At 62.7% G+C, this 21393-nt stretch carries 21 protein-coding genes and 1 pseudogene; 12 read left to right on the forward strand and 10 right to left on the reverse strand.

What is annotated here, in order from left to right; translation table 11 throughout:
• Positions 1-32: 32 nt before the first annotated feature.
• From hypE to WOC76_RS07655, 9 genes are all read right to left on the reverse strand, one after another.
• Positions 33-1082: a hydrogenase expression/formation protein HypE gene (hypE, locus tag WOC76_RS07615; protein WP_341387857.1), complete on the reverse strand. Its 1050-nt coding sequence runs from the start codon at positions 1080-1082 to the stop codon at positions 33-35.
• The gene (gene hypD, locus WOC76_RS07620) at positions 1079-2224 is read right to left on the reverse strand and encodes a hydrogenase formation protein HypD (RefSeq protein ID WP_341107867.1); all 1146 of its coding nucleotides are present in this window, start codon (positions 2222-2224) and stop codon (positions 1079-1081) included. Before hypD ends, hypE begins: the two co-directional genes overlap by 4 nt.
• Complete coding sequence (locus tag WOC76_RS07625; RefSeq protein WP_341107865.1) at positions 2221-2445, reverse strand: HypC/HybG/HupF family hydrogenase formation chaperone; 225 nt, start codon at positions 2443-2445, stop codon at positions 2221-2223. The genes hypD and WOC76_RS07625 overlap by 4 nt, the downstream gene beginning before the upstream one ends.
• On the reverse strand, positions 2436-4727 hold the full coding sequence (gene hypF / locus WOC76_RS07630; RefSeq protein WP_341107863.1) for a carbamoyltransferase HypF: 2292 nt from the start codon (positions 4725-4727) through the stop codon (positions 2436-2438). The genes WOC76_RS07625 and hypF overlap by 10 nt, the downstream gene beginning before the upstream one ends.
• 3 nt (positions 4728-4730) lie before the next feature.
• On the reverse strand, positions 4731-5642 hold the full coding sequence (hypB, locus tag WOC76_RS07635) for a hydrogenase nickel incorporation protein HypB (protein WP_341107862.1): 912 nt from the start codon (positions 5640-5642) through the stop codon (positions 4731-4733).
• A complete protein-coding gene (gene hypA, locus WOC76_RS07640) occupies positions 5642-5983 on the reverse strand; it encodes a hydrogenase maturation nickel metallochaperone HypA (RefSeq protein WP_341107860.1) in 342 nt (113 codons plus the stop codon). The genes hypB and hypA overlap by 1 nt, the downstream gene beginning before the upstream one ends.
• Positions 5984-6032: 49 nt before the next feature.
• Complete coding sequence (locus WOC76_RS07645) at positions 6033-7277, reverse strand: MFS transporter (RefSeq protein WP_341107859.1); 1245 nt, start codon at positions 7275-7277, stop codon at positions 6033-6035.
• Between the two features lie 449 nt (positions 7278-7726).
• Complete coding sequence (locus tag WOC76_RS07650) at positions 7727-8482, reverse strand: DUF1345 domain-containing protein (RefSeq protein ID WP_341107857.1); 756 nt, start codon at positions 8480-8482, stop codon at positions 7727-7729.
• Positions 8483-8493: 11 nt separating this feature from the next.
• Complete coding sequence (locus WOC76_RS07655) at positions 8494-9426, reverse strand: polyprenyl synthetase family protein (RefSeq protein ID WP_341107855.1); 933 nt, start codon at positions 9424-9426, stop codon at positions 8494-8496.
• A gap of 238 nt (positions 9427-9664) precedes the next feature.
• On the opposite strand from WOC76_RS07655, the gene WOC76_RS07660 reads away from it, so the two are divergent.
• Positions 9665-9952, forward strand: a complete 288-nt coding sequence (locus tag WOC76_RS07660) for a hypothetical protein (RefSeq protein ID WP_341107854.1) — start codon at positions 9665-9667, stop codon at positions 9950-9952.
• A 63-nt stretch (positions 9953-10015) separates the two neighbouring features.
• Here WOC76_RS07660 and WOC76_RS07665 read toward each other — a convergent pair whose 3' ends face one another.
• Positions 10016-10960, reverse strand: a complete 945-nt coding sequence (locus WOC76_RS07665) for an isoaspartyl peptidase/L-asparaginase family protein (protein WP_341107853.1) — start codon at positions 10958-10960, stop codon at positions 10016-10018.
• A 317-nt stretch (positions 10961-11277) separates the two neighbouring features.
• Between WOC76_RS07665 and WOC76_RS07670 the strand changes: the two genes are divergently transcribed.
• From WOC76_RS07670 to WOC76_RS07720, 11 genes and pseudogenes are all read left to right on the forward strand, one after another.
• Positions 11278-12825, forward strand: a complete 1548-nt coding sequence (locus tag WOC76_RS07670; RefSeq protein WP_341431353.1) for a methyl-accepting chemotaxis protein — start codon at positions 11278-11280, stop codon at positions 12823-12825.
• A gap of 259 nt (positions 12826-13084) precedes the next feature.
• Positions 13085-14548: a methyl-accepting chemotaxis protein gene (locus tag WOC76_RS07675; RefSeq protein WP_341107847.1), complete on the forward strand. Its 1464-nt coding sequence runs from the start codon at positions 13085-13087 to the stop codon at positions 14546-14548.
• A gap of 2 nt (positions 14549-14550) precedes the next feature.
• Positions 14551-15024 (forward strand): chemotaxis protein CheW, encoded by a 474-nt coding sequence (locus WOC76_RS07680; RefSeq protein WP_341107845.1) that lies wholly within the window; start codon positions 14551-14553, stop codon positions 15022-15024.
• 38 nt (positions 15025-15062) lie between these two features.
• Complete coding sequence (locus WOC76_RS07685) at positions 15063-15368, forward strand: STAS domain-containing protein (protein ID WP_341107843.1); 306 nt, start codon at positions 15063-15065, stop codon at positions 15366-15368.
• Positions 15365-15730, forward strand: coding sequence for a response regulator (locus tag WOC76_RS07690; RefSeq protein WP_341107842.1), 366 nt, complete (start codon positions 15365-15367; stop codon positions 15728-15730). The genes WOC76_RS07685 and WOC76_RS07690 overlap by 4 nt, the downstream gene beginning before the upstream one ends.
• A 17-nt stretch (positions 15731-15747) precedes the next feature.
• Complete coding sequence (locus tag WOC76_RS07695) at positions 15748-17910, forward strand: chemotaxis protein CheA (RefSeq protein WP_341107840.1); 2163 nt, start codon at positions 15748-15750, stop codon at positions 17908-17910.
• A gap of 33 nt (positions 17911-17943) precedes the next feature.
• On the forward strand, positions 17944-18816 hold the full coding sequence (locus WOC76_RS07700) for a CheR family methyltransferase (protein WP_341107838.1): 873 nt from the start codon (positions 17944-17946) through the stop codon (positions 18814-18816).
• Positions 18817-18854: 38 nt separating this feature from the next.
• Positions 18855-19853, forward strand: a complete 999-nt coding sequence (locus WOC76_RS07705) for a protein-glutamate methylesterase/protein-glutamine glutaminase (protein WP_445928472.1) — start codon at positions 18855-18857, stop codon at positions 19851-19853.
• 2 nt (positions 19854-19855) lie between these two features.
• Positions 19856-20242 carry a response regulator gene (locus tag WOC76_RS07710; protein WP_341107836.1) on the forward strand — a complete coding sequence of 129 codons (387 nt, stop codon included), beginning with the start codon at positions 19856-19858 and terminating at the stop codon, positions 20240-20242.
• Positions 20242-20694 (forward strand): annotated as a pseudogene (locus WOC76_RS07715) (chemotaxis protein CheD); the annotation flags it as partial. The gene WOC76_RS07710 and the pseudogene WOC76_RS07715, both read left to right, overlap by 1 nt.
• 141 nt (positions 20695-20835) lie before the next feature.
• Entirely contained in the window at positions 20836-21195 is a 360-nt protein-coding gene (locus tag WOC76_RS07720) for a hypothetical protein (RefSeq protein ID WP_341107833.1), read from the forward strand.
• The last annotated feature ends 198 nt before the right edge of the window (positions 21196-21393 follow it).

Here is a 21393-nt window from a genome sequence, read left to right on the forward strand (position 1 = left end):
GCCAAGCCTGGCGCGGGTCTGAATTTTTGTGATTAGCAAATCCGCGGCAATTGCTCACCCGCGAGCCAGTCCACGATGCGGGAGCCGCCGAAGGACGAGGTCATCTGGACGAAGCGCCGGTCATCCTCCACGGCGGCGCCGATGATGGCGGCGCTGCGGCCGAGCGGATGGGCGCGCATCGCCCCGAGCAGCGTCTCGGCGGCGTCGGCGGAGACGACCGCGACGAGCTTGCCTTCATTGGCGACATTGAGCGGATCGAGCCCGAGCAGGTGACAGGCGGCCGCGACCTCCGGCCGCACCGGAATGGCGGCTTCTTCGATGCGGAACCCGACGCCCGATTGCTGGGCGATTTCATTGAGGGTCGCAGCGAGACCCCCACGAGTCGGATCGCGCATGAGGCGAAGCGACGAACCCGCGGCGGCGACCATCGTCGCGACGAGGCCGTGCAATGCCGCGGAATCCGACAGGATATCGCAATCGAACTCGAGATTTTCGCGCTTCGACATGATGGCGACGCCGTGGTCGCCGATCGAGCCCGAGAGCAAAAGGACATCGCCCGGTCGCGCCTTGTCGCCGGAGAGTTCGAGCCCTTCCGGCACGAGCCCCACGGCGGCCGTGGTAATGAACACGCCGTCGGCCTTGCCGCGCTCCACGACCTTGGTGTCGCCTGTAATGACCGGCACGCCGGCGTCGCGCGAGGCGGCGCCCATGCTTTGCGCAATGCGCGCGAGATCGGCGAGCGCAAACCCCTCCTCGATGATAAAACTTGCGGAGAGATAGAGCGGCCGCGCGCCGCACATGGCGACATCGTTGATCGCGCCGTGAACGGCGAGCGAGCCAATGTCGCCGCCGGGGAAGAACAAGGGCGAGACCACAAAGGCGTCCGTCGTCATCGCCATGCGGCCCCTGGGCGTCTCGAAGATGGATTGATCGTCGCCCTGCCTGAGCCAGTCGTTATCGAAAGCGGCATGGAATATTTCGGCGATCAGCTGGCCCATGGCCCGGCCGCCGGCACCATGCGAAAGATCGACGCGGCCGTTCCGCAGATCCAGTCTGCGGCGCCAGGCCTTCTCCCGCGTCACGAGGCCATCCTCTCGGCGGCCGTCGTCGTGGGCTGCTCCCGGAAGCGCCGATAGGTCCACTGCGCGGCGCAGGCGCCTTCAGAGGACACCATGCAGGAGCCGATCGGCGTCTCCGGCGTGCACACAGTGCCGAACAGCTTGCAATCCTGCGGACGTTTCGCGCCGCGCAGGATCGCCCCGCACGCGCAGGCGGGATTGTCGCGCGCGGTCGGCGTCCTTATTCCGAACCGGCGCTCGGCGTCATAAAAGGCGTAGGCGTCCCGCAGCCGCAGCGCGCTCGCTTCGACCATCCCGAGGCCCCGCCATTCGAAGCTCTCGCGCAATTCGAAAATATCGCGCATCTCGCCCTGAGCTTTCAGGTTTCCTTCGATGGAAACCGCGCGGCAGTACTGATTTTCGACCTCGCGGCGGCCGTCGTTGACTTGTTGCGTCAGCATGATGATGGCCTGCATGACGTCGAGCGGCTCGAACCCCGCGATGACGACGGGCTTGCCGAATTCCTCCGCGACGAAGCCATAGGGCCTGACGCCGATAACGGCGGAGACGTGCGAGGGTCCCACGAATCCGTCGAGATCGGGTCCCGCGCCGCCGCTTTTCAGAATGGCCCGCATGGCGGCGGGGGTCAGCACGTGATTGCAGAAGATGGAGAAGTTGCGAAGCTTCCTTCTCGCGGCGAGACGGATGGCGAGGGCGGTCGGCGGCGTCGTCGTCTCGAAACCGATGGCGAAGAACGCCACCTCCCGCCCTGGCTCCGTCTCGGCGATGCGTATGGCGTCGAGCGTGGAATAGACCATCCTGATGTCGGCGCCCGCCGCCTTGGCCTTCATGAGGCTGTCGCCTCCCGTCGCCGGCACGCGCATGAGGTCGGCGTAAGTGCACAGCGTCATCGCAGGATCACGGGCGAGAGCGATCGCCGCATCGATGCGTCCAACGGGCAGAACGCAGACCGGACAACCGGGGCCATGAATCATGCGCACATTGGCGGGCAAGAGATCTTCGAGGCCGTAGCGGGAAATCGCATGCGTATGGCCGCCGCAGAACTCCATGAACCGATAGTCGCGATCCGGCCGGGCGATCTCCGCGAGGCGCCGCGCAAGGCCGCGCGCGAGCGCGCCGTCGCGAAATTCGTCCACATATTTCATTGCGCCGATCCTGCGATTTCCCTGATCATGGCCAGGGTGCGCTCGGCTTCCGTCGCGTCCACTTTCGAGAGCGCAAAGCCAACGTGCAGGATCACATAGTCGCCGACGCTGAGACCATCGAGAAGCGCGACGGAGATGGTCTTGGAGACGCCGTCGAGCGACACCTTCGCCATATCGTCGGGAAGAAGCTCCGTGACGCGCACGGGGATCGCTAGACACATGCCGCGCTCTCTTTCTGTTTCATGCTCTGCAAGGCTGCCCGCGCGATCGCCGCTTGCCCGAGCGACAGGCCGCCGTCGTTGCACGGCGCCTTGCGCGCAAGCATCGGCGAGAGCCCGCGCGCGCGCAGCGCGTCGCTCAGGCCTTCGGCCAGGATCAGATTCATCATGCAGCCTCCGCCGAGCGCCACCCGCGTCAGGCCGCGCGTCCGCGCCTGCGCCTCGATCCAGGCGGCGCAGCCATCTATGACCGCGCCGTGAAAATATTCCGACGCTTCGCGCCGATCGAGCCCGCCTTGCGCGATTTCGGACAGGACGGGCGAGAAATCGAGAACGCCGTTTTCGAGCAAGAAGCCCCTTTCCGGCTTTCGGGGCGCGCGCGCCAGCGCCTCGAACGCCATGGCGGCCTGTCCTTCGTAGCCCTGTTCGAGGCAAATTCCGGCGAGCGCCGCGGCGGCGTCGAACAGCCGTCCCATGCTGGTCGTCGTCGGCGTCGCGCTGCGCCGCAGCCGATCCGCGAGCCTCGCGACGCGCGGCTCTCGCGGAAAAAGCTTGTCGGCAAGGTCAAGGCGCCCGATCGCCGCGAGCGCGGCGACGCCCATGCGCCAGGGTTCGCGCGCCGCGCGATCGCCGCCGGGCAGGGGAAGGGGCGCAAGATGGCCGAGGCGGGTCCAGCGCGCGCCCTCGAGCAACATGAGTTCGCCGCCCCAGGCGCCGCCGTCGTCGCCCATCCCATAGCCGTCGAGCGCGACGCCGAGAACGGGCGTCCCGATCCCGTGCTCCGCGGCGATGGCCCCGACATGGGCGGCGTGATGCTGCACGCGCAGCAAGGGCGGACCCATGTCCTCGGCCAGGCGGGTCGAGAAGAAGTCCGGATGGAGATCACAAGCGACGGACTCCGGCGCAACATCCAAAATCGAGACCAGATGGCGAAGGCATTCTTCGAAAAAGCGGGCGCTTTCGACGTCGTCCAGGTCGCCGATGTGCTGGGAGACGAAGGCTTCGCGTCCACGCGTGACAGTTATCGTCGTTTTGAGACCCCCGCCGAGCGCGACGACGCAGGGACCGTCCGTACCGAGATCGACCGGATCGGGAACGAAACCGCGCGCGCGGCGCAGAAAGGTCGGCGCGCCGTCGACCACGCGCATGACGGAATCGTCCGCGCGCGCGACGATGGCGCGGTCGTGGCCGACGATGAGATCGGCGACGCCGGCAAGCCGACGCCGGGCGTCGTCGTCGTCCGTCACGAGCGGTTCGCCGCCGGGGTTTGCGCTCGTCGCCACCAGCGCGAATTCATGCGCCGCCGTGCGCCACTCCGTCGAGGACGGGGAGCCCGCGGCGGCGTGAAAGAGAAGATGGTGCAGCGGCGCATAGGGCAGCATGACGCCGATGCGCCGCAATCCGGGCGCCACTGAGGGGGCGAGCGCGCCTGGAGACTCGATCAGCACGATCGGAGCGGCGGAATGCGCGAGCAGCGCGCGCTCCGCGGATGAGGGCGCGGCGAAAATCTCGACGGAGGCGAGATTGGCGGCCATGACGGCGAAGGGCTTGGCGTCGCGTTGCTTTCGCCGGCGCAGCGACGCGACGGCGTCCTCGTTGCGCGCGTCGCACATCAGATGATAGCCGCCGATCCCTTTCAGCGCCACAATGGCCCCCTGCCGTAGGGCGGCGACGATCGTTTCGACATCGTGATCGAGCCGCGGGCCGCAGCGCGGACAGGCGATGGCCTCGGCATGGAAGCGGCGGCTGCCGGGGTCGCCATAATCCGCCTCGCAGGCGGGACACGGGGGAAAGGCGGCCATCGAGGTCCGCGTCCGATCATAGGGCAGGGCGGACGTGATCGTGAAGCGCGGCCCGCACTGGGTGCATGTCACGAAGGGATAGAGGTGGAACCTGCCCGAGGCGTCGAAGAGATCGTCGAGACAGGCGGGGCATGTCGCGGCGTCGGCGACCATGCGCGTCGTCGTCTTGCCGCCGACGCTCTCGACGATTTTGAAAGTCTCGGCGTCGCCGCGCGTCTCCAGTCGCTCCACCTGGATGGCGTCGATTGTCGCGAGGGGCGGCGCTTCATCGCGCAAGGCGGCGAGAAAGGCGTCGCAGCGCGCGCCTTCAATCTCCATGAGCACGCCGTCGGCGTCGTTTCGCACGAAGCCGGACAGTCCGTAGCGCATGGCGATCTGCCGAGCGAAAGGCCGAAAGCCCACGCCCTGCACGGCCCCGCGCACGCGCAGGCGCAGCCGATCCGAAGAGTCGCGCAACGCCTCCCGAGGCTCCACGCGCGCCATGCGTCAGCCCGCTCCGGCGGCCGCCCGCACGATGCGCGCCTCGATCCAGGCGTAAAGCGCAGCCAGGCCCTCGCCGGTCGTGGCCGAGACGACGAGCGTCTGTAGCCGTGGATTGACCCTCAGCGCATTGGCGAGGCACGCGCCGACATCGAAGGAGAGATGCGGCAGGAGGTCGGACTTGTTCAGCAGCATGAGATCGGCGGCGGCGAACATGTCGGGATATTTGAGCGGCTTTTCTTCCCCCTCCGTCACCGAAAGCACGACGATCTTGTGCGCCTCGCCGAGGTCGAAGGCCGCGGGGCAGACGAGATTGCCGACGTTTTCGATGAACAAAACGCCATTCTCGGGCAGCGTGAGACGGTCCAGCGCGTGGCCGACCATATGGGCGTCGAGGTGGCAGCCCTTTCCCGTGTTGATCTGGATCGCCGGCGCGCCGGTCGCCCGGATGCGCTCGGCGTCGTTCGAGGTCTGCTGGTCGCCCTCGATGACCGCGACGGGATGCTTACGTTGCAAATCGCCAATCGCGCGCACGAGCAGGCTCGTCTTGCCCGAGCCGGGGCTCGAAACGAGATTGAGGGCGAGCACGCCCCTTGCGGCGAGACGGCTGCGGTTTTCACGCGCAAGCGCGTCGTTCTTGGACAGAATGTCGCGCTCGATGCGGATGATGCGGTCCTGGCTCAATCCCGGCGCATGGACCCCGGCGATCCCCGCGCCGAAGTCAAGCAATTCGCCCTGCGCGTGGTCGTGCGCGAGGGCGCCATGCGCATGGTCGTGATGGTGGTCGTGACGATGGCTGTCGTCATGATGATGGCGAGGATGTGCGTCGCCGCGCCCCGCGAGCGCCGGCCCCTCTTTGTCAGCTTGTCCTTCCACCGCGTCGATCGAGGCCGTTCCGCAGCCGCACACAGCGCACATCAGTCGACCTCCAGCTCCTCGATGCGCAGCTCGTCGCCCGACGTCATCTGCACATGCCGCCCGCCGCAGCCCGGACAGGGTCCAAACCGTTCCGTCAGCGGGACGCTTTTCCCGCAATCGAGACACCAACCTTCGCCCGGCGCGCGGATGATGTCCAGCTTCGCGCCTTCCGCAATCGAGCCGCGGGAGACGGCGTCGAAGCAAAAACTCAGCGCTTCCGGCTCCACATGGGCCAAGGCGCCGACCCTCAGTCTTACGACGCGAACCCGGCTGAAGCCCTGCTTGCGCGCCTCGTCTTCCAGGATGTCGACAATGTGTTCGGTCAGAGCCAATTCATGCATTGGCGCGCTCTTGAAAGTGGCGGTCGAGCCGCGGTTCCATCGCGGTTGTTCAGATACGCGGACTCTTCTTCGTCTCTGGCATCGTTGCGTAAACGACGAGCGACACGAAAATTGCAGCGCTCGCATACCAGTAGAACCAGCTTTCATGACCTCGCGATTTCAGCCAAAGCGCCACATATTCGGCCGAACCGCCGAAGAGCGAGACGGTCGCGGCATAGGGCAGGGCGACGCCCGTGACGCGGATGGCGGCGGGAAATAGTTCGGCTTTCACCACGGCGTTTATCGAAGTGTACAGCCCGACGATCAGCCAGGCCAGGCAAACGAGCGCGAAAGCCGTCCAGGCGTCGCGGGTCTTTTCGATCGCCATGAGCAGGGGCGTGGTGAAGAGCGTTCCCAACACGCCGAAGGCGACAAGCATGGGCCTGCGCCCGATGCGATCCGACAGCGCGCCATAAAGCGGTTGCAGAAGAAGCGCGAAGAGAAGCGAGCCCGCTGAAATCCAGGTCGTCTCGGCAGCGGAGAGGCCCGCCGAAAGCTTCAGGAATTTCTGCATGTAGGTCGTATAGACATAGAAGGCGACGGTGCCGCCGAGCGTCAGGCCGACGACCGTCGCGGTCTCGCGCTTGTGGGCCAGCAGCCCCTCGAGCGAACCCTTGCGGGATTTTTGATCCAGAGCCTCGTAGGCGGGCGTCTCGGCAAGGTCGCGGCGCATTCGCAGGATCACGACCGCGAGCAGAGCGCCTATGACGAAAGGAATGCGCCAGCCCCATTCGCGGAGCGCCTGCTCGTCGAGGAATATATTCTGGATCAAAAGCAGCACGACGAGCGCGAGAAGCTGTCCCGCGATCATTGTCACATATTGAAAGCTCGAATAGAAACCGCGGTGAGAGCCCGGCGCGGTTTCGGCAAGATAAGCAGCGCTCGACCCATATTCTCCGCCGAGGCTGACGCCCTGAAGGAGTCTTGCGAAGAGGAGCAGCGCCGGCGCTCCGGCGCCGATGGCCGCGTATGTCGGCGCTAGCGCAATGATGAGCGAGCCGGCGCACATCAGCAGCACGGAAAGCATCAGCGCCTGTCGCCGTCCGCGACCGTCGCCGATGCGGCCGAAGACAAGGGCGCCAATCGGGCGCATGAAAAATCCAAGGGCAAAAACCCCCGATGCCGAGAGCATCTGCGCCAGGGGATCGTCGCCGGGAAAGAAAGCATCGGCAAAATAGAGCGAAAAGGCCGAATAGACGTAAAAGTCGTACCATTCGACCAGATTGCCGGCGGAGCCGACGACAATCGCTTTCATCCTTTGGCTTTTTGCGGCTAACGCCATGATGCGCCATCCAGATTCAGGCTTCCGCCAACGATGCGGCGCTCGATTGTTATAGTTGATCCACAAACTAGAGATGCCCGAGACGCCGCGACTATTTTGTCTATTTCGACGAATGACGCAAAATGCTAAGGTTAATATTGCCTCTCCCGGTAAAAACGACGCGAAGAGGATCTTCGTGAATGATATTAAATATTTCGCTCCTGGTCTTCGCGGTGGTGGTGTCCTTGCTCTTGCTGCAGGCGGAACTTATGCGCCTGCGCCGCATGGGCAATATACGACAAGCGCTCGTTAATTTGAGCATCTCGACTCTTGCCTGTTTCCTGGGGTTCAGGGCTGTCTTGTCTATTCTCGATAGGCTTGCGCGTTAGGAACGGATTGCGGGGCAGGCGCGCGTTTCCTGAGACGCCGACTTGATCATCTGTTCAAACAAACTGGCTGGAGATGTTCACCATCAGCGCCAGTATGGTGGTATTGAAGAAGAACGACACCACGCCATGCACCAGCGCGACGGCGCGCATAGTACGTGAACAGATCTCGACGTCGGCCGTCTGGCAGGCGACCCCGACCACGTAAGAGAAATAGAGGAAGTCAATGTATTGGGGCGTCTGCGTATTGGGAAAATGCAGACCGCCGCGCGCCGCCGCCGCCATATGCGGCGCAATCGCCTCCTCGCTGTAATATTCGTGCGCGTAATGGAAGGCGAAGATCAGATGCATGAAGGCCCATGAGCCGAAAACCGTCATGATCGCCAATGTGACATGCGCTCCCTTCTCATCGGAGAACAGGTTCTTCGATTGCCCGAGTTCGGCGATGATCGCGCCGATGGCCACGCAGGTCGCCGTGCCGGTGAGAAGGAGAACTGCGGTGCGCCCTTCATCCGACAGGATCGCACGCCGGCGGATCGACTCGTGGGTCGAACGCATGATCATGCGCGCGGCTGCGAACAGATAGAAGAGGATCGCGGCGTCCCAGCCGATGAGTCCGCGGGTGACCGCGCTGAGCTCCATGGGCGCCCATTCGAGCGCCAGTGCGGACCGGTCGACCGTGGCGGGCAGCGCCCAGCCGATCGCGACGCCGGCGACGCCGCAGAGCGCCAGACGGTAATGGGCGCGGAGGATACGCCATGGCGCAAGGAGCGGGGACCGGCCTTTTGCGTCTTCGTCGGGCGCCCTCGACATCGGCGGCCGCTTTAGCTGCGTCTGGCGGCGACGAACCGCGCCGCTTCCGCCAGAGTGTCTGTGCGGTCGCCGAGTCCCGTGGCGGCGAGGGCCGTAGTCGCTTCATCGACGAGCGCGTCGCAGCGCGCCTTTGCGGCCTCGAGCCCGAGAAGCCCGACGAGGGTCGCCTTGCCGCGCTCTGCGTCCTTGCCGGCGCGTTTTCCGAGCGCCGCCGTGTCGCCCTCGGCGTCCAGAATGTCATCAGCGATCTGGAAGGCGGCGCCCAGCGCCTTGCCGTAGCGCCGCAACGCCTCGGCCTGCTCAGGCGTGGCGGCGCCGAGGATGGCGCCGGCGTCCACGGCGAACCGCAGGAGCGCGCCCGTCTTCATGGCCTGCATCTCGAGCGTCGCGGCCTGATCGAGCGGCGTCGCGGCGGTCTCCGCGGCAAGATCGAGCGCCTGGCCGCCAACCATGCCGCCGAGCCCCGCGGCCCGCGCCAGCGCCAGCACCAGCGCAGCGCGCAGACCGGCGTCGGCGTGAGTCGCCGGGTCGGCGACGACGTCGAAGGCGTAGGTGAGAAGCCCGTCCCCCGCGAGAATGGCCGTCGCCTCGTCGAAGGCCTTATGCGCCGTGGGGCGGCCCCGGCGCAGATCGTCGTCGTCCATCGCCGGGAGATCGTCGTGGACGAGCGAATAACAATGGATCATTTCCAGCGCGCAGGCCGTGCGCAGCGCGGCCGGGCCCTCGATCCCGAAGAGGCGCGCGCTTTCGATGACCAGAAAGGGGCGCAGCCGTTTTCCGCCGCCGAGCGTTGTGTAGCGCATGGCCTCGAGCAAGCGCGCCGGCCGCGTGATTTCGTCCGGCAGCGCGGTCGGCGAGAGAAGCGCGTCCAGCGTCGCTTCCGTCGCCACGGCGGCCGCGTCCAGACGGCGGCGAAATTCCTCGGCGCGAGTGGCGGCGTCCATTTCCTGTCCTTTGCTGAATGTCTCTAACGCCTGCTGCTAGCAAATTTGGCCTCAAAGCCCAAGGCCCGCAGCGGCTTCTCATCCTCGCCCAAACGGGGCGCGCCCGGGAAGGCGGGGATTCTCAGGCGTGTTGCATTTGGGCGACAGCGATCGCCGCGCCCCTTCTTTAACCTTCGGCCGCGCTTCGACAGGCGCAGGCAAACGCGCCTCGGGCGTCATCCTCCAACGGGAGACAGGCATGAAGAAGGTTCTGCTGCTGACCGCGGCGGTCGCCATGACGGCGCCGCTGATGGGCTGCAATTCGCCGGGCGAGCGCGCCGCAGGCGGCGCCGTGATCGGCGGTCTGGGCGGCGCGGGCATCGGCGCGCTCGCCTCCGATGGCCGCGCGGGCGGCACCCTCGCGGGCGCCGCGATCGGCGCGGCGACGGGCGCGGTCGTGGGCGCCGCGACAGCTCCGCCCCAGCGCTGCGCGAAATGGGGCTGGGATTACGAGGGCCGCCGGGTCTGCGTGGCCTTTTACAATTAGCTGACTTGACGGGAGAAGCCGCGTGAAGCGTCTTCCCGCGGCTCCTCCTGTGGCGCTCGACAGTCAAGCTGATGTCTGCGCCTCCATGCCAACCCGAACGATCCCGTTTTCCGCCTGCGCAATCAGCAGGCCGGGCGTCGAGCGGGCGGCGCCACACCTGCCGTCGCGATCCACGATGATGAGCCCGCCCGAGCCCCGCACCTTGCGCACGAGATAGGATATTGCCTCCTGCGCCGCCTGCGGGGCAGAAAGTCCATGTTTTTCAACAAGAAGCGCGGCGGTGCGGGCCAGCGACGTGCGCAGGAAATCCTCGCCTGCACCCGTGCAGGAAATCGCGCAGGAGGCGTTGTCGGCGTAAACTCCGGCCCCGATAACCGGCGAATCGCCGACGCGTCCGCTCATCTGATTGACAAGGCCGCCGGTCGAAGTCGCCGCGGCGAGATCGCCCGCGCTATCGCGCGCGACCGCGCCGACCGTTCCGAGCTTGCCGCTCAGGGGGTCGGCGTGATCGAGCGACATCTGACGCCGCGCCTTCGCGCGGGCGAGCTGCGCCCGCCTCTCCGGGGTGACGAAATAATCCTGCTCTTCGAAAGCGATTCCATGGGCGCGCCCGAAATTCTCGGCGCCGGGGCCGATCAGGAAAACATGCGGGGTCTTTTCCATTACAAGGCGAGCCAGCAGCACGGGGTTTCGCACCCCCTTGACCCCCGCGACGGCTCCAGCTGCGAGGTTGCGGCCATCCATGATGGAGGCGTCGCAGCAGCTTTCCCCCGCCGCATTCAGCACCGCGCCGCGCCCGGCGTTGAATAGCGGATCATCCTCCAAAAGGGCGACGCAGCGGGTGACCGCGTCGAGGGCGCTCGCCCCTTTCTCGAGCAGCCCGGCGCCGGTCTCGACGATCCGGCGCAACGATGGCGCGTAGCGTTCCGGCGCGTCGATTGCACCCGCGCCGCCGTGTATCATCAGTGAATAGGCCATGGGCTCCATCTCAGGAAGAGCGATGGTCAACAACTAGCGCGTTTCGCGCGCATGGCGGAAAACGCGCGGTAATTGGCCATGGACGCGCTGTCGTAACCAGAGCGATAGTGGGAAAAAGGATCAATAGGAACCTCCCTTCTTCCAACTCGCCCGGGCCCCGCCCGGGCGTTTTTTTGCGTGCAGGCGCGAGAAGCGCGCAGGAGTTCGTCGCCCCAGCCCTTGCCTCTTTCCGGCGGGCTTCCAGCTGGCCGGCCGGCGCAATCCCTGCGCAATCCACGTGGCGTTAAAGGAGCGAGGGCTTTGCGCCATCCATTGCAAAGCAAATGTTCTTGCCCGAGGAAAACGCCATGACCGACCTGCCCGACGTGATCGACCGGATCGCCTTTATCGGTCTGGACGACGCCGCGCGACGGCATCTTATCGCGATAAGGCCGATATTGGAAAAAGAGCTCTCCTCGACCTTCGACGAATTTTATCGTCATGTGAGCACGCATCCAGGAACACGCGCTCTGTTCTCCGACATGAAGAGAGCCGAAGCCGCAAAGCAGAAGCAGATGCAGCATTGGGCGGACATCGCCAGCGCTGATTTTGGCGTCAGATTCGCGGAAGCCGGCGCCGCAGTGGGGCGGGCTCATGCGCGGCTCGGCCTCGAGCCGCGCTGGTACATCGGCGGTTATGCCCTCATTCTCACGACGCTCATTGCAAAAGTCATCGAAGCGCGCTGGCCCAAAACCGTCTTCGCCGCCAGGGGAACCACCGCACGGCAGATCGCCGGGGAAGTCGGCGCCCTGGCGAAGGCGACATTGCTCGATCTGGACGTAGGGATAGCGGTCTATCTCGAGGCCCTGGAGGAGCGCCGGCGTCAGGCCGACCGGGATCGCGCGGCGGTCGAAACCGAGCAGCGAGACGTGCTCTCCGATTTCGGCGACAGTCTCCGGCGGCTCGCGGCGGGCGATCTCACCGCAAAGATCGAAAAAGAGTTCTCGGGCCATTACGAACAGCTGCGGCGTGATTTCAACAAGGCGCTCGACAGCCTCGATGAGGCGATGTCTTCAATCGCCGCGGCCGCCGACAGTTTCCATGACACGTCGCAGGAAATAGCGGCCGCATCTGACAATTTGTCCAGCCGGACCGAGCAGCAGGCCGCGAGCCTCGAGGAGACTGCGGCGGCCCTCAACCAGATCACTGATGCGGTCAAGCAAAACGCGCTCGGCGCAAAAAAGGTCGCAGGGATTGTCGCCGGCGCGCGCGTGGACGCGTCCCGCTCTTCGGAAGTCATGCAGGACGCCAATGTCGCCATGGCGGAAATCAAGCAAAGCTTCGAGAAGATAAGCGGGACTCTGAGCATGATCGACGAGATCGCGTTTCAGACAAATCTTCTTGCCCTCAACGCCGGCGTCGAAGCGGCTCGCGCCGGCGAGGCCGGACGCGGCTTCGCGGTCGTCGCGCAGGAGGTGCGCGTCCTGGCGCAACGCTCGGCGGAAGCCGCGAAAGTCATCAAGAGCCTGCTGGCCAATTCCTCCAGCCATGTCGACCGCGGCGTGAAATCGGTCGCCGATACCGGCGAGGCTCTTTCGGGCATCGTCGCCAGAGTAACGGAAGTCGATAAACTTGTCGGCGCAATCGCGACATCGTCTGAAGACCAGGCGTCGAGCCTCACAGAGATCAACCAGGCAGTCACGCAGATGGATCACGTTACTCAGCAGAACGCGGCAATGGTGGAGGAAGCGACAGCCGCAGCCGCCAATCTGAAGTCCGAGTCGAACCAGCTCGCCACCAGCGTTTCTCGCTTCCGATCCGGCCAGACCGCCGTACGTCCGGCGAAGAACGCCGTCGCGCAGTCGCAGGCGGCGATTGCCGACGCGTTCGGCGCGCGCATGGAAAACGTCGGCTAGTGCAGTAACAGACCAAAATAGATCAGGCGCGCCGAAATCTAAGCTTCGCTTAACCCCCGGCGGCTATAAGGTGACGATGTCGGGATTGGCGCCTGAGAGGCGGCCAAAGGCATGAAGCCGCGACCGACATGCCGGTACGATCCGGAATTCCCCCTCGCATCAATGAGCGCCTCCTCGAGGCAGGTTTTTCAGACACGCCGGCAATTCTGCCGGCGTCGCATCGACCTGCATGGCTTCATCGGTTTCGTAAGAGGAAATAATGCGGCTTTTGCTCAGACTGATCGCACCGGTAACAGGTCTCTCGATTACACCGTGGCTGCTGCTAGGAATGGGCTACTCCGCCACGGCGCTCCTCGCTCATCCATGGTTTGCAACGCTTGTCGTCGCGACAATGGCTCTTTCAATTTATGTCCTCGCCTCCGTCACGCGCGAGGAGCAAGCCCTGCTCGACGGCGCCCTCAGCGAAGCGCTCGCCGCCTGCGAGACCGAAGCATATTCCGCGCCTCTTTCCCTTGGAGCAGGCTTCGATTCCCCGGCCGTGGATGCGGTGGAAAACATGCGCAAGACGCTCCGGGCGCGCGCAGACCAGGCGATCATGGATCTTGCAGCCATGAGAGAAGCCAGCGAGAAAAGCAAGTCCGAAGGGGAAGAGATGTCGCGGGGCTATGCCGCAGCGCACGAATTCTTCATGAAGACTTTCTGCGACGCGCTCATACAGTTGTCCCACGGCAACCTCGGCGTTCGCCTGGAGACGCGATTTTCTCCAGATTACGAGAAGCTCCGCGAGTGCTACAATGAGAGCGTCGATCGGCTGAATAAAACGTTCAGCGCAACAACTGCGGGCATGCACAAGCTCGGTTCGTCGACCGATCAGATTGCGTCCGCGTCCCGCACGCTTTCCGAGCGCACATCCCAGCAGGCGGCAAGCCTCGAGGAAACCACGGCCGCGCTGGGCCACATCACCACCACCGTGAGCAAGATATCGGAAAACGCCCAGCAAGCGAGCGCACTGGTTTCGGACATTCGCAATAATGCCGAGGCGAGCAGCGACGTCGTCCGGCAGGCCATTCGGGCGATGGAACGGATTGAGAAGTCGTCTGCCGAGATCGAGCAGATCATCGGCGTGATCGACGAGATCGCCTTCCAGACCAATCTCCTCGCCCTGAACGCAGGTGTAGAAGCCGCGCGCGCAGGCGAGGCAGGGCGAGGCTTTGCCGTAGTCGCTTCCGAGGTGCGCGCGCTTGCTCAGCGATCCGCGGAGGCCGCGAAGGGAATCAAGAGCCTTATTGCAGGCTCGACGATTCAGGTGCGCGACGGTGTGCAGCTCGTCTCCCAGACAGGAGAAGTCCTCGCGCGGATCGTTACGCAGGTGACTGGCGCGAACGAGATCGCCGCGGACATCGCAGGCGGGGCAAAGGAGCAATCCGCCGCGTTACTGGAAGTCAACGGCGCGCTCGGCGAGATGGATAAATTCACGCAAGAAAACGCCGCTATGGTCGAGGAGACGGCGGCTGCGACGCGGAGCCTGGAAGAGGAGATCGGAGACGTGATCAAGGCTGTCTCGATTTTCACGATCGGCCGCTCGAACGGCGCCGCGCCCTTTTCGAAAAGCAGCCCCCAACGCATGAGCAAGATAAGCCGCATCGCGTCTCAGCCGCGAGGCGCGGCGACGGCGCGCAAACTGGAGCCTGCCGTCGATACCCGAAACTGGGAGGAATTCTGAAGATGAGCGGCGCGACAATTCAGGCGGCGCAAGGCGTGGAACCACAGGAGTTCATCGCCTTTCATGTCGGCGAACAGACTTACTGCATCGATATCATTGCGGTGCGGGAGATCAGAGGTTGGACTCCGGCGACGCCGCTCCCGCATGCGCCGTCCTTCGTGCGCGGCGTCATCAACCTTCGCGGCTCCGTGCTGCCCGTCGTCGACCTTGCCGCACGGCTCGGCCTTCCTGTGAAAGAGCCGACGGCTCGCCACGCGGTGATTGTTGTTCACAGCAATGGACAGATAGTGGGTCTCCTCGTCGAGGCGGTCTCGAACATCATGACCATCAGTCCGGACGCGATCCAGCCGACCCCCGAGGTAGCATCGGACTTATCCAGGTCGTTCATCAAGGGCATTGTCGCTGCCGATAAGGAGGTGATCAGTGTGTTGATTGTAAGAAATCTACTGCCTGAATCCATGCCCTTCGCCGCTTGAGCGCAAGGAACGAAACCACGCAAACGACGGAGGAGGAGATGGACGAAGAACAGCCGCAGACATCGCTCTATGAAGTGACGTTGCCCGAAGCCCTCGACCTGCGGGCGGCCGTGCCGCTCGTCAACTCCCTGCTATCCGCGAGAGGCGGAGGGATGAGGCTCGACGGCGCGAAGGTCAGAAATGTCGGAGCGCAGTGTTTGCAGGTCATACTGTCCGCGCGCCAAACCTGGGAGCGCGACGGCTTTCCGCTCACCATCATCAACCCCACCGAGGAACTCCAGGCTGCATTTGCCGACGCGGGGTTGAATATCGAAGGACTCGTAGAAGGCGAACAAGGCAGATGAGCAAGAAAATTCTTACCGTCGATGATTCCAAGACGATGCGCCAGATGCTCGAAGTAGCGCTTACCGCCGCAGGTTTTGAGGTTGTGCAGGCAGGTGACGGCGTCGAAGGTCTCGAAACGCTCGAGTTGACGACGCCCGATGTCATCGTGACCGATATCAACATGCCGCGTATGGATGGGTTCGGCTTCATCGAAGGTGTGCGCACGAGCGAGCGTCACCGAGCGATTCCAATTCTCGTCCTGACAACAGAAAGCGACGACGAGAAGAAGGAGCGCGCCCGCAGAGCCGGCGCCACAGGTTGGATCGTGAAGCCTTTCGATCCGGCCAAGCTGGTTAGCGCCATCAAGCGCGTGAGCGCCTAAGCCAGCGGGAGGCAGTTTTGGATCATTTGGAAGCAATCAAGCAGACTTTCTTCCAGGAGTGTGAGGAGCAGCTTGCCGAACTCGAGAGCGGCCTCATCGCCATCGAAGACGGCAACCATCATCCCGAGATCATCAATGCGGTCTTCAGAGCCGTTCATTCGATCAAGGGTGGCGCAGCGGCGTTTGGATACGACGAACTCGTGGAGTTCGTGCATGTATTCGAAACAACTCTCGATCTCCTTCGATCCGAAGCTCTCACGCCGACCCCCGCTACAACCAAGGTCCTTCTGCATTCCTCGGATGTGTTGTCCGATCTGATTCGAGCGATTCGAAACGATACATCATGGGACGCGGATCAGGTCGCTTCCGCGAAGGCCAGCCTAGATGCGGTATGCGCCGAACCGAAGCAGGGTAAAGCTACTGCCGACGCCGCGTCCCAGAACGATGCAAGCCAAATCAACTTCGAGCCCGTCGCCATATCGCTCGATGCCATATTCGGCGACGATGGAGACATTGCCGCGCCGAGGGCGAACCAGTTCTCGGTCTCATTTCGTCCGAAGCCGACCCTTTACGCCCGCGCAAATGAGGCGCTGAGAATATTACGGGAGATCAAGGCGCTCGGCGAAGCGAGCGTTTCGTGTGACTGCTCGGAGTTGCCACTCCTGACGGAGCTTGACGCCGAAGGGGCCTATTTCTCCTGGACGGTAAGCCTGGAAACAGAGGCGTCGGCCGCCGACATCGAACAAATATTCGATTTCGTGTCGGCTGATTGCGATTACTCGGTAAATCCCGGTCACCCGGTTGAGACGGAAAAGGGGCTTGTCGAAAAGACAATAGAGCAGGCGCCGCCCTCGCCCTCGCTCATTGAAGATCACACTGAGCAGCCAAAGCTCCCGGAGCCGAAGGTTACGACACCCGATCCGACTCCGCCCCAAGGTAAACAAGGGTTTGAACAAGCTCCGCCGCAACCCGTACAGGAGACGATACGCGTCGATCTCGACAAGATCGACCGCCTTGTCAATCTCGTTGGTGAACTTGTCATCAATCAGGCAGTGTTGTCGCAACGGGTTTCCGAGGCGGGTCTCCCCCGCGGCTCTTCTGTGATGATCGGGCTGGAGGAACTCGAGCAGCTCACCCGCGACATTCAAGACAGCGTGATGGCGATAAGGGCGCAGCCGGTGAAGCCCATCTTCCAGCGCATGTCGCGAATAGTGCGCGAAGTCGCCGCTATCACCAAAAAATCCGTGCGCCTTGTCGTCGACGGCGAAGGAACGGAAGTAGACAAGACGGTCGTCGAAAGATTGACAGATCCGTTGACGCATATGGTCCGCAACGCTGTCGATCACGGGATCGAGGGGCCCGAGGAGCGCATCGCGGCTGGTAAGCCGGAGGAGGGGACATTGCGCCTCTCGGCCATGCACCGCTCCGGACGCATCATAATCGAGGTTACAGACGACGGCGCTGGCATCAATCGCATGCGCGTTCGTGAGATTGCTGTCAGGAAGGGGTTGATATCGGAAAACGCCGTGCTGTCCGACGAGGAGACGGACGCGCTGATTTTCCTTCCGGGGTTCTCGACGAACCAGACCGCGTCCAGCATTTCTAGCCGAGGGGTCGGCATGGATGTCGTTAAGCGCGCAATTCAGGCGCTGGGCGGGCGTATCTCGATTTCATCGAGACAGGGAAACGGATCGACTTTCTCGATGAGCCTTCCGCTGACACTGGCGGTTCTCGACGGAATGGTGGTGAACGTTGCGGGTCAGATCCTCGTTTTGCCATTGACGGCCGTCATCGAAACGCTGCAGCCGAGGCCGCAGAATATCCACCTCCTGAGTTCCGGCGTCCGTGTCATTGGCAATCGCAGTAGCTTCATCCCGCTCATAGATGTGGGGATGATCCTCTCCTACAGATTTCAGGAGATCGATCCAACGACCCAGGTTGCGCTCCTCGTCGAGTCCGAGAGCGGTGAGAAATGCGCGCTTCTGGTCGACGCCATACAAGGGCAGCGGCAGGTCGTGATCAAAAGCCTGGAAGCCAATTATGGAAAAGTGCCGGGCATCGCGGCAGCGACGATACTTGGTGACGGGCGGGTTGCGCTGATCGTAGACGTCGACGCTGTGCTGAGCCTTTCCCGTGGGGATTACTGTCAGATAAGCGAAGCGACGATTGAGACAGTTTGACAAGTGGATAAAGGCCTATTGGAGCGAGATCGGATGCAGACGGTGGCCAGGCCGAGTCAGGCCGACATCATGACGGTTTTCAAATACACGGACGGAGATTTCCGGCAAATTTCACGCATTTTAAACGCAGAGGCGGGCATTTATCTTTCTGAGGCGAAGGCGCCGTTTGTGTACTCGCGACTGACAAAGCGCCTCCGCGCGCTCGGCATGGACAGCTTCGAGCAGTATTGTTCCCTGATCGCAAGCGCGTCAGGTGAGAGAGAACGCCATCAGATGATCGCCGCGCTGACGACGAATGTGACGCGCTTTTTTCGCGAGGAGCATCATTTCGCGGATTTGAAGAGGAACTTGATCGAACGGCTCGGCTCGCAGGCGCGCGCTGGACGCCGCGTAAGAATCTGGTCAGCTGCTTGCTCGAATGGCCAGGAAGCCTACTCGATCACGATGACAGTTTTTTCGGTCCTGCCAGATGCTGACGATTTCAATATTCGCGTGCTGGGAACCGATATCGACGACTATATGATTCAAGCTGCAGTGGACGGTGAATATGCAGAAGACGCTGTCGCCGCGGTTCCCGAAGACCTGCGCCGGAAGTGGTTTTCCGCGACCGGAGAGGGCATGTGGAAGGTCGACCAGAGGCTTTCATCCCTCGTGGCGTTCCGAAAGCTCAATCTGATCGGTCCGTGGCCAATGAAAGGGAAATTTGACGCAATTTTTTGTCGGAACGTCGCGATCTATTTCGAGGAAAAGACCCAGCAGGAAATATGGCGTCGCTTCGTCCCAATGCTCAATCCCGGCGGCGTTCTCTATATCGGGCATTCTGAGCGTGTGACAGGGCCCGCCGCAAGCTTGCTGACCAATGATGGCGTGACAACCTATCGGCTCCCGGAAGGAGATGCCCGGTGAAGTCTTGCAATGTTCTCGTCGTGGACGACTCGCGCACAATGCGATCGTTGATCGCGTCGACGCTTTCCGCCGATCCGGACATAAGAGTTATCGGAGAGGCAGGGGATGCATTTGAGGCGCGTGACGCGATCAAGGAGCTCAGCCCGGATGTCGTGACGCTCGACATCGAGATGCCGCGGATGAACGGGCTCGACTTTCTCGAACGGATCATGCGTTTGCGGCCGACGCCTGTTATCGTGATTTCCAGTTTGACAGAGCGCGGAACCGACACGAGCATCCGGGCGCTCGAGATCGGCGCAGTCGATTGCATTGCAAAGCCATCACCGAGAAACAAGGATTCGCTCGAAGATCTTGGCGCGCGGGTTAAGGCCGCCGCGGGAGCGCATCTGCGCCGGTTGCGGCCAGCCGCGGAGTCTATGGCCGCGCGTATTCTTCCAGGCAGCCAATATTTATCCGACGGGCGCGTCGCCGCCATCGGGGCGTCTATGGGCGGAGTCGAGGCGCTGTGCACATTATTGTCGCGATTTCCCGCGAATTGCCCGCCAATCGTCGTAACGCAGCACATGCCTGCCGTCTTCACCAAAAGCTTCGCGGACAGGCTCGACCGGTTGTGCCCTGCAAAGGTGATGGAAGCGACAGACGGGGAAACCCTGGCTCCTGGTCATGTCTATATCGCGCCCGGCGGCGCCAGGCATTTGGTGATCCTCGGAGCGGACCGTCCGAGATGCCGCCTGCAGGAAGGAGATCTCGTGTCCGGCCATCGTCCATCGGTCGATGCGCTGTTCCAGTCTGTCGCGCGCTCGCTCGGGCCGAAAGCGGTCGGCGTGATTTTGACCGGAATGGGGAAGGACGGCGCACAAGGATTGCTCAGCCTGCGACAAAGCGGCGCGGAAACGCTCGGGCAGGACGAGGCGACCTCGCTCGTCTACGGGATGCCGCGAGCAGCCTTTGAACTTGGTGGCGTGTGCCAGCAACTTCCACTCGGCGCGATTGCGGATCGCATCCTGACAATGACGAACAAAACCAGGCTGAGGTAAAAATGAGTATAGCAGATCAACTTCGGGTGCTGATCGTCGACGACACCAGCACGAGTCGCCTCTTGCTGCGTGATGCACTCGATCAAATAGGCGTGCATAAAGTCTTTTTCGCAACCGATGGCGAGAAGGCGCTGAAATTCATGATGGACACGCCGGCCCATCTCGTCATTTCGGACGTCAACATGCCCGTTATGGATGGGATGGGACTGCTGAAGGCGATCAGAGGATACAAACCGACGCAGCGTGTGCCATTCATCGTTCTTACCGGACAGGCGGACAAGGCGATCATCGAAACCGCGGCGAAACTTGGCGTGAACAATTACCTTGTCAAACCAATTACGGCCTCGAAGCTCAAAACCGCGATCGAAGCTATTTTCGGGAAGCTTTGATGGGGCAGCCTTCCAATCAGCCTCGGAAAATACATCTCATTCAGGGCGAATATCAGGTCGTCTCTGAGCCCAATGTCGTTCTCTCGACGATTCTCGGATCTTGCGTCGCGGCCTGCCTGAGAGATCCGGCCGCGGGGGTGGGCGGGATGAATCACTTCCTCCTCCCTGGCGGCGATGCATCTCGCAGGCAGGAAGCGGACCGATACGGCGCTTACCTGATGGAGTTGCTCATCAACGGCCTTTTGAAACGCGGCGCAAGGCGTGAACGCATCGAAGCGAAACTTTTCGGCGGCGCGCGCATGCTCGAGGGGCTGTCGGATATTGGAGCACAAAATTCCGCCTTTGCGAGAGAATTTCTCGCAAATGAGGGAATACGCGTCCTCGCTGAAAATCTCGGCGGTACGCACGGGCGCAGGCTGGAATTTTTCCCTGTCTCGGGGCGGGCGCGGCAGATCCTTTTGCCGCAAAGTTCGAACGTCATCGAGAAGTCTCTAGTGAAAGGGGACTCGAAGACCGAGAACTATGGCACGCTGGAGCTGTTTTAGGTCGAGCGTAGGCGGGCCCGAGTTCTTGGTCCACCGCGGGAGAAAGATATGAGCGAAATACAAGCGAGGCCGTTGGGAGAGGTGCTTGTTCGTATCGGCGCGGAGCTCGAGGTTGCGGCCGGATCCGTCGAAGACCTTCATGCGCTCGTGGAAGCATCTGTCAAGAACGGAGCCACCACAGACATCTTCCTGCAACAGGCGCAAACAATCGACATCTTACAGCAACACCTGTTCGCGCTAGCGGGTTTCGTAAATCAGGTGTCGGAGGCGATTCCACCGTCCTGGAGAATTGAGAGCGATGAGGCGATGAGGAATCTGAAGCTCTCCCGTCTTAGGGACCGTCTGGACCGGATGTGCAGCGGCGAATCGGCGGAGCAACAGATCTCGGGCGAGTTGCACATGTTTTGACTCGGCGCGACGTCTACTGTGTTTTTCTTGTGAAACATTCAGGGCCGCATAAGGTTTGTATGGTCCAATCTGAGTAGACAGCGACATGGCGAAAGAAACCGCAGGCATGAAGCCGGCGTGTCGCTTCGGTTGAAATCCGAAATCGAAAAATAAGCCGAAACGCGCCGACGTCGTCGTTGGGCGGCTTGCATGTGCGCA

The sequence above is a fragment of the Methylocystis sp. IM3 genome, from assembly GCF_038070105.1.
Classification (GTDB): Bacteria; Pseudomonadota; Alphaproteobacteria; order Rhizobiales; family Beijerinckiaceae; genus Methylocystis.

Coding starts and splice junctions, on each gene's coding strand:
- hypD (WP_341107867.1), bottom strand. CDS start 2,224: ATGAAATATGTGGACGAATTTCGCGACGGCGCGCTCGCGCGCGGCCTT.
- WOC76_RS07625 (WP_341107865.1), bottom strand. CDS start 2,445: ATGTGTCTAGCGATCCCCGTGCGCGTCACGGAGCTTCTTCCCGACGAT.
- hypF (WP_341107863.1), bottom strand. CDS start 4,727: ATGGCGCGCGTGGAGCCTCGGGAGGCGTTGCGCGACTCTTCGGATCGG.
- hypB (WP_341107862.1), bottom strand. CDS start 5,642: ATGTGCGCTGTGTGCGGCTGCGGAACGGCCTCGATCGACGCGGTGGAA.
- hypA (WP_341107860.1), bottom strand. CDS start 5,983: ATGCATGAATTGGCTCTGACCGAACACATTGTCGACATCCTGGAAGAC.
- WOC76_RS07645 (WP_341107859.1), bottom strand. CDS start 7,277: ATGAAAGCGATTGTCGTCGGCTCCGCCGGCAATCTGGTCGAATGGTAC.
- WOC76_RS07650 (WP_341107857.1), bottom strand. CDS start 8,482: ATGTCGAGGGCGCCCGACGAAGACGCAAAAGGCCGGTCCCCGCTCCTT.
- WOC76_RS07655 (WP_341107855.1), bottom strand. CDS start 9,426: ATGGACGCCGCCACTCGCGCCGAGGAATTTCGCCGCCGTCTGGACGCG.
- WOC76_RS07660 (WP_341107854.1), top strand. CDS start 9,665: ATGAAGAAGGTTCTGCTGCTGACCGCGGCGGTCGCCATGACGGCGCCG.
- WOC76_RS07670 (WP_341431353.1), top strand. CDS start 11,278: ATGACCGACCTGCCCGACGTGATCGACCGGATCGCCTTTATCGGTCTG.
- WOC76_RS07675 (WP_341107847.1), top strand. CDS start 13,085: ATGCGGCTTTTGCTCAGACTGATCGCACCGGTAACAGGTCTCTCGATT.
- WOC76_RS07680 (WP_341107845.1), top strand. CDS start 14,551: ATGAGCGGCGCGACAATTCAGGCGGCGCAAGGCGTGGAACCACAGGAG.
- WOC76_RS07685 (WP_341107843.1), top strand. CDS start 15,063: ATGGACGAAGAACAGCCGCAGACATCGCTCTATGAAGTGACGTTGCCC.
- WOC76_RS07690 (WP_341107842.1), top strand. CDS start 15,365: ATGAGCAAGAAAATTCTTACCGTCGATGATTCCAAGACGATGCGCCAG.
- WOC76_RS07700 (WP_341107838.1), top strand. CDS start 17,944: ATGCAGACGGTGGCCAGGCCGAGTCAGGCCGACATCATGACGGTTTTC.
- WOC76_RS07705 (WP_445928472.1), top strand. CDS start 18,855: ATGCGATCGTTGATCGCGTCGACGCTTTCCGCCGATCCGGACATAAGA.
- WOC76_RS07710 (WP_341107836.1), top strand. CDS start 19,856: ATGAGTATAGCAGATCAACTTCGGGTGCTGATCGTCGACGACACCAGC.
- WOC76_RS07720 (WP_341107833.1), top strand. CDS start 20,836: ATGAGCGAAATACAAGCGAGGCCGTTGGGAGAGGTGCTTGTTCGTATC.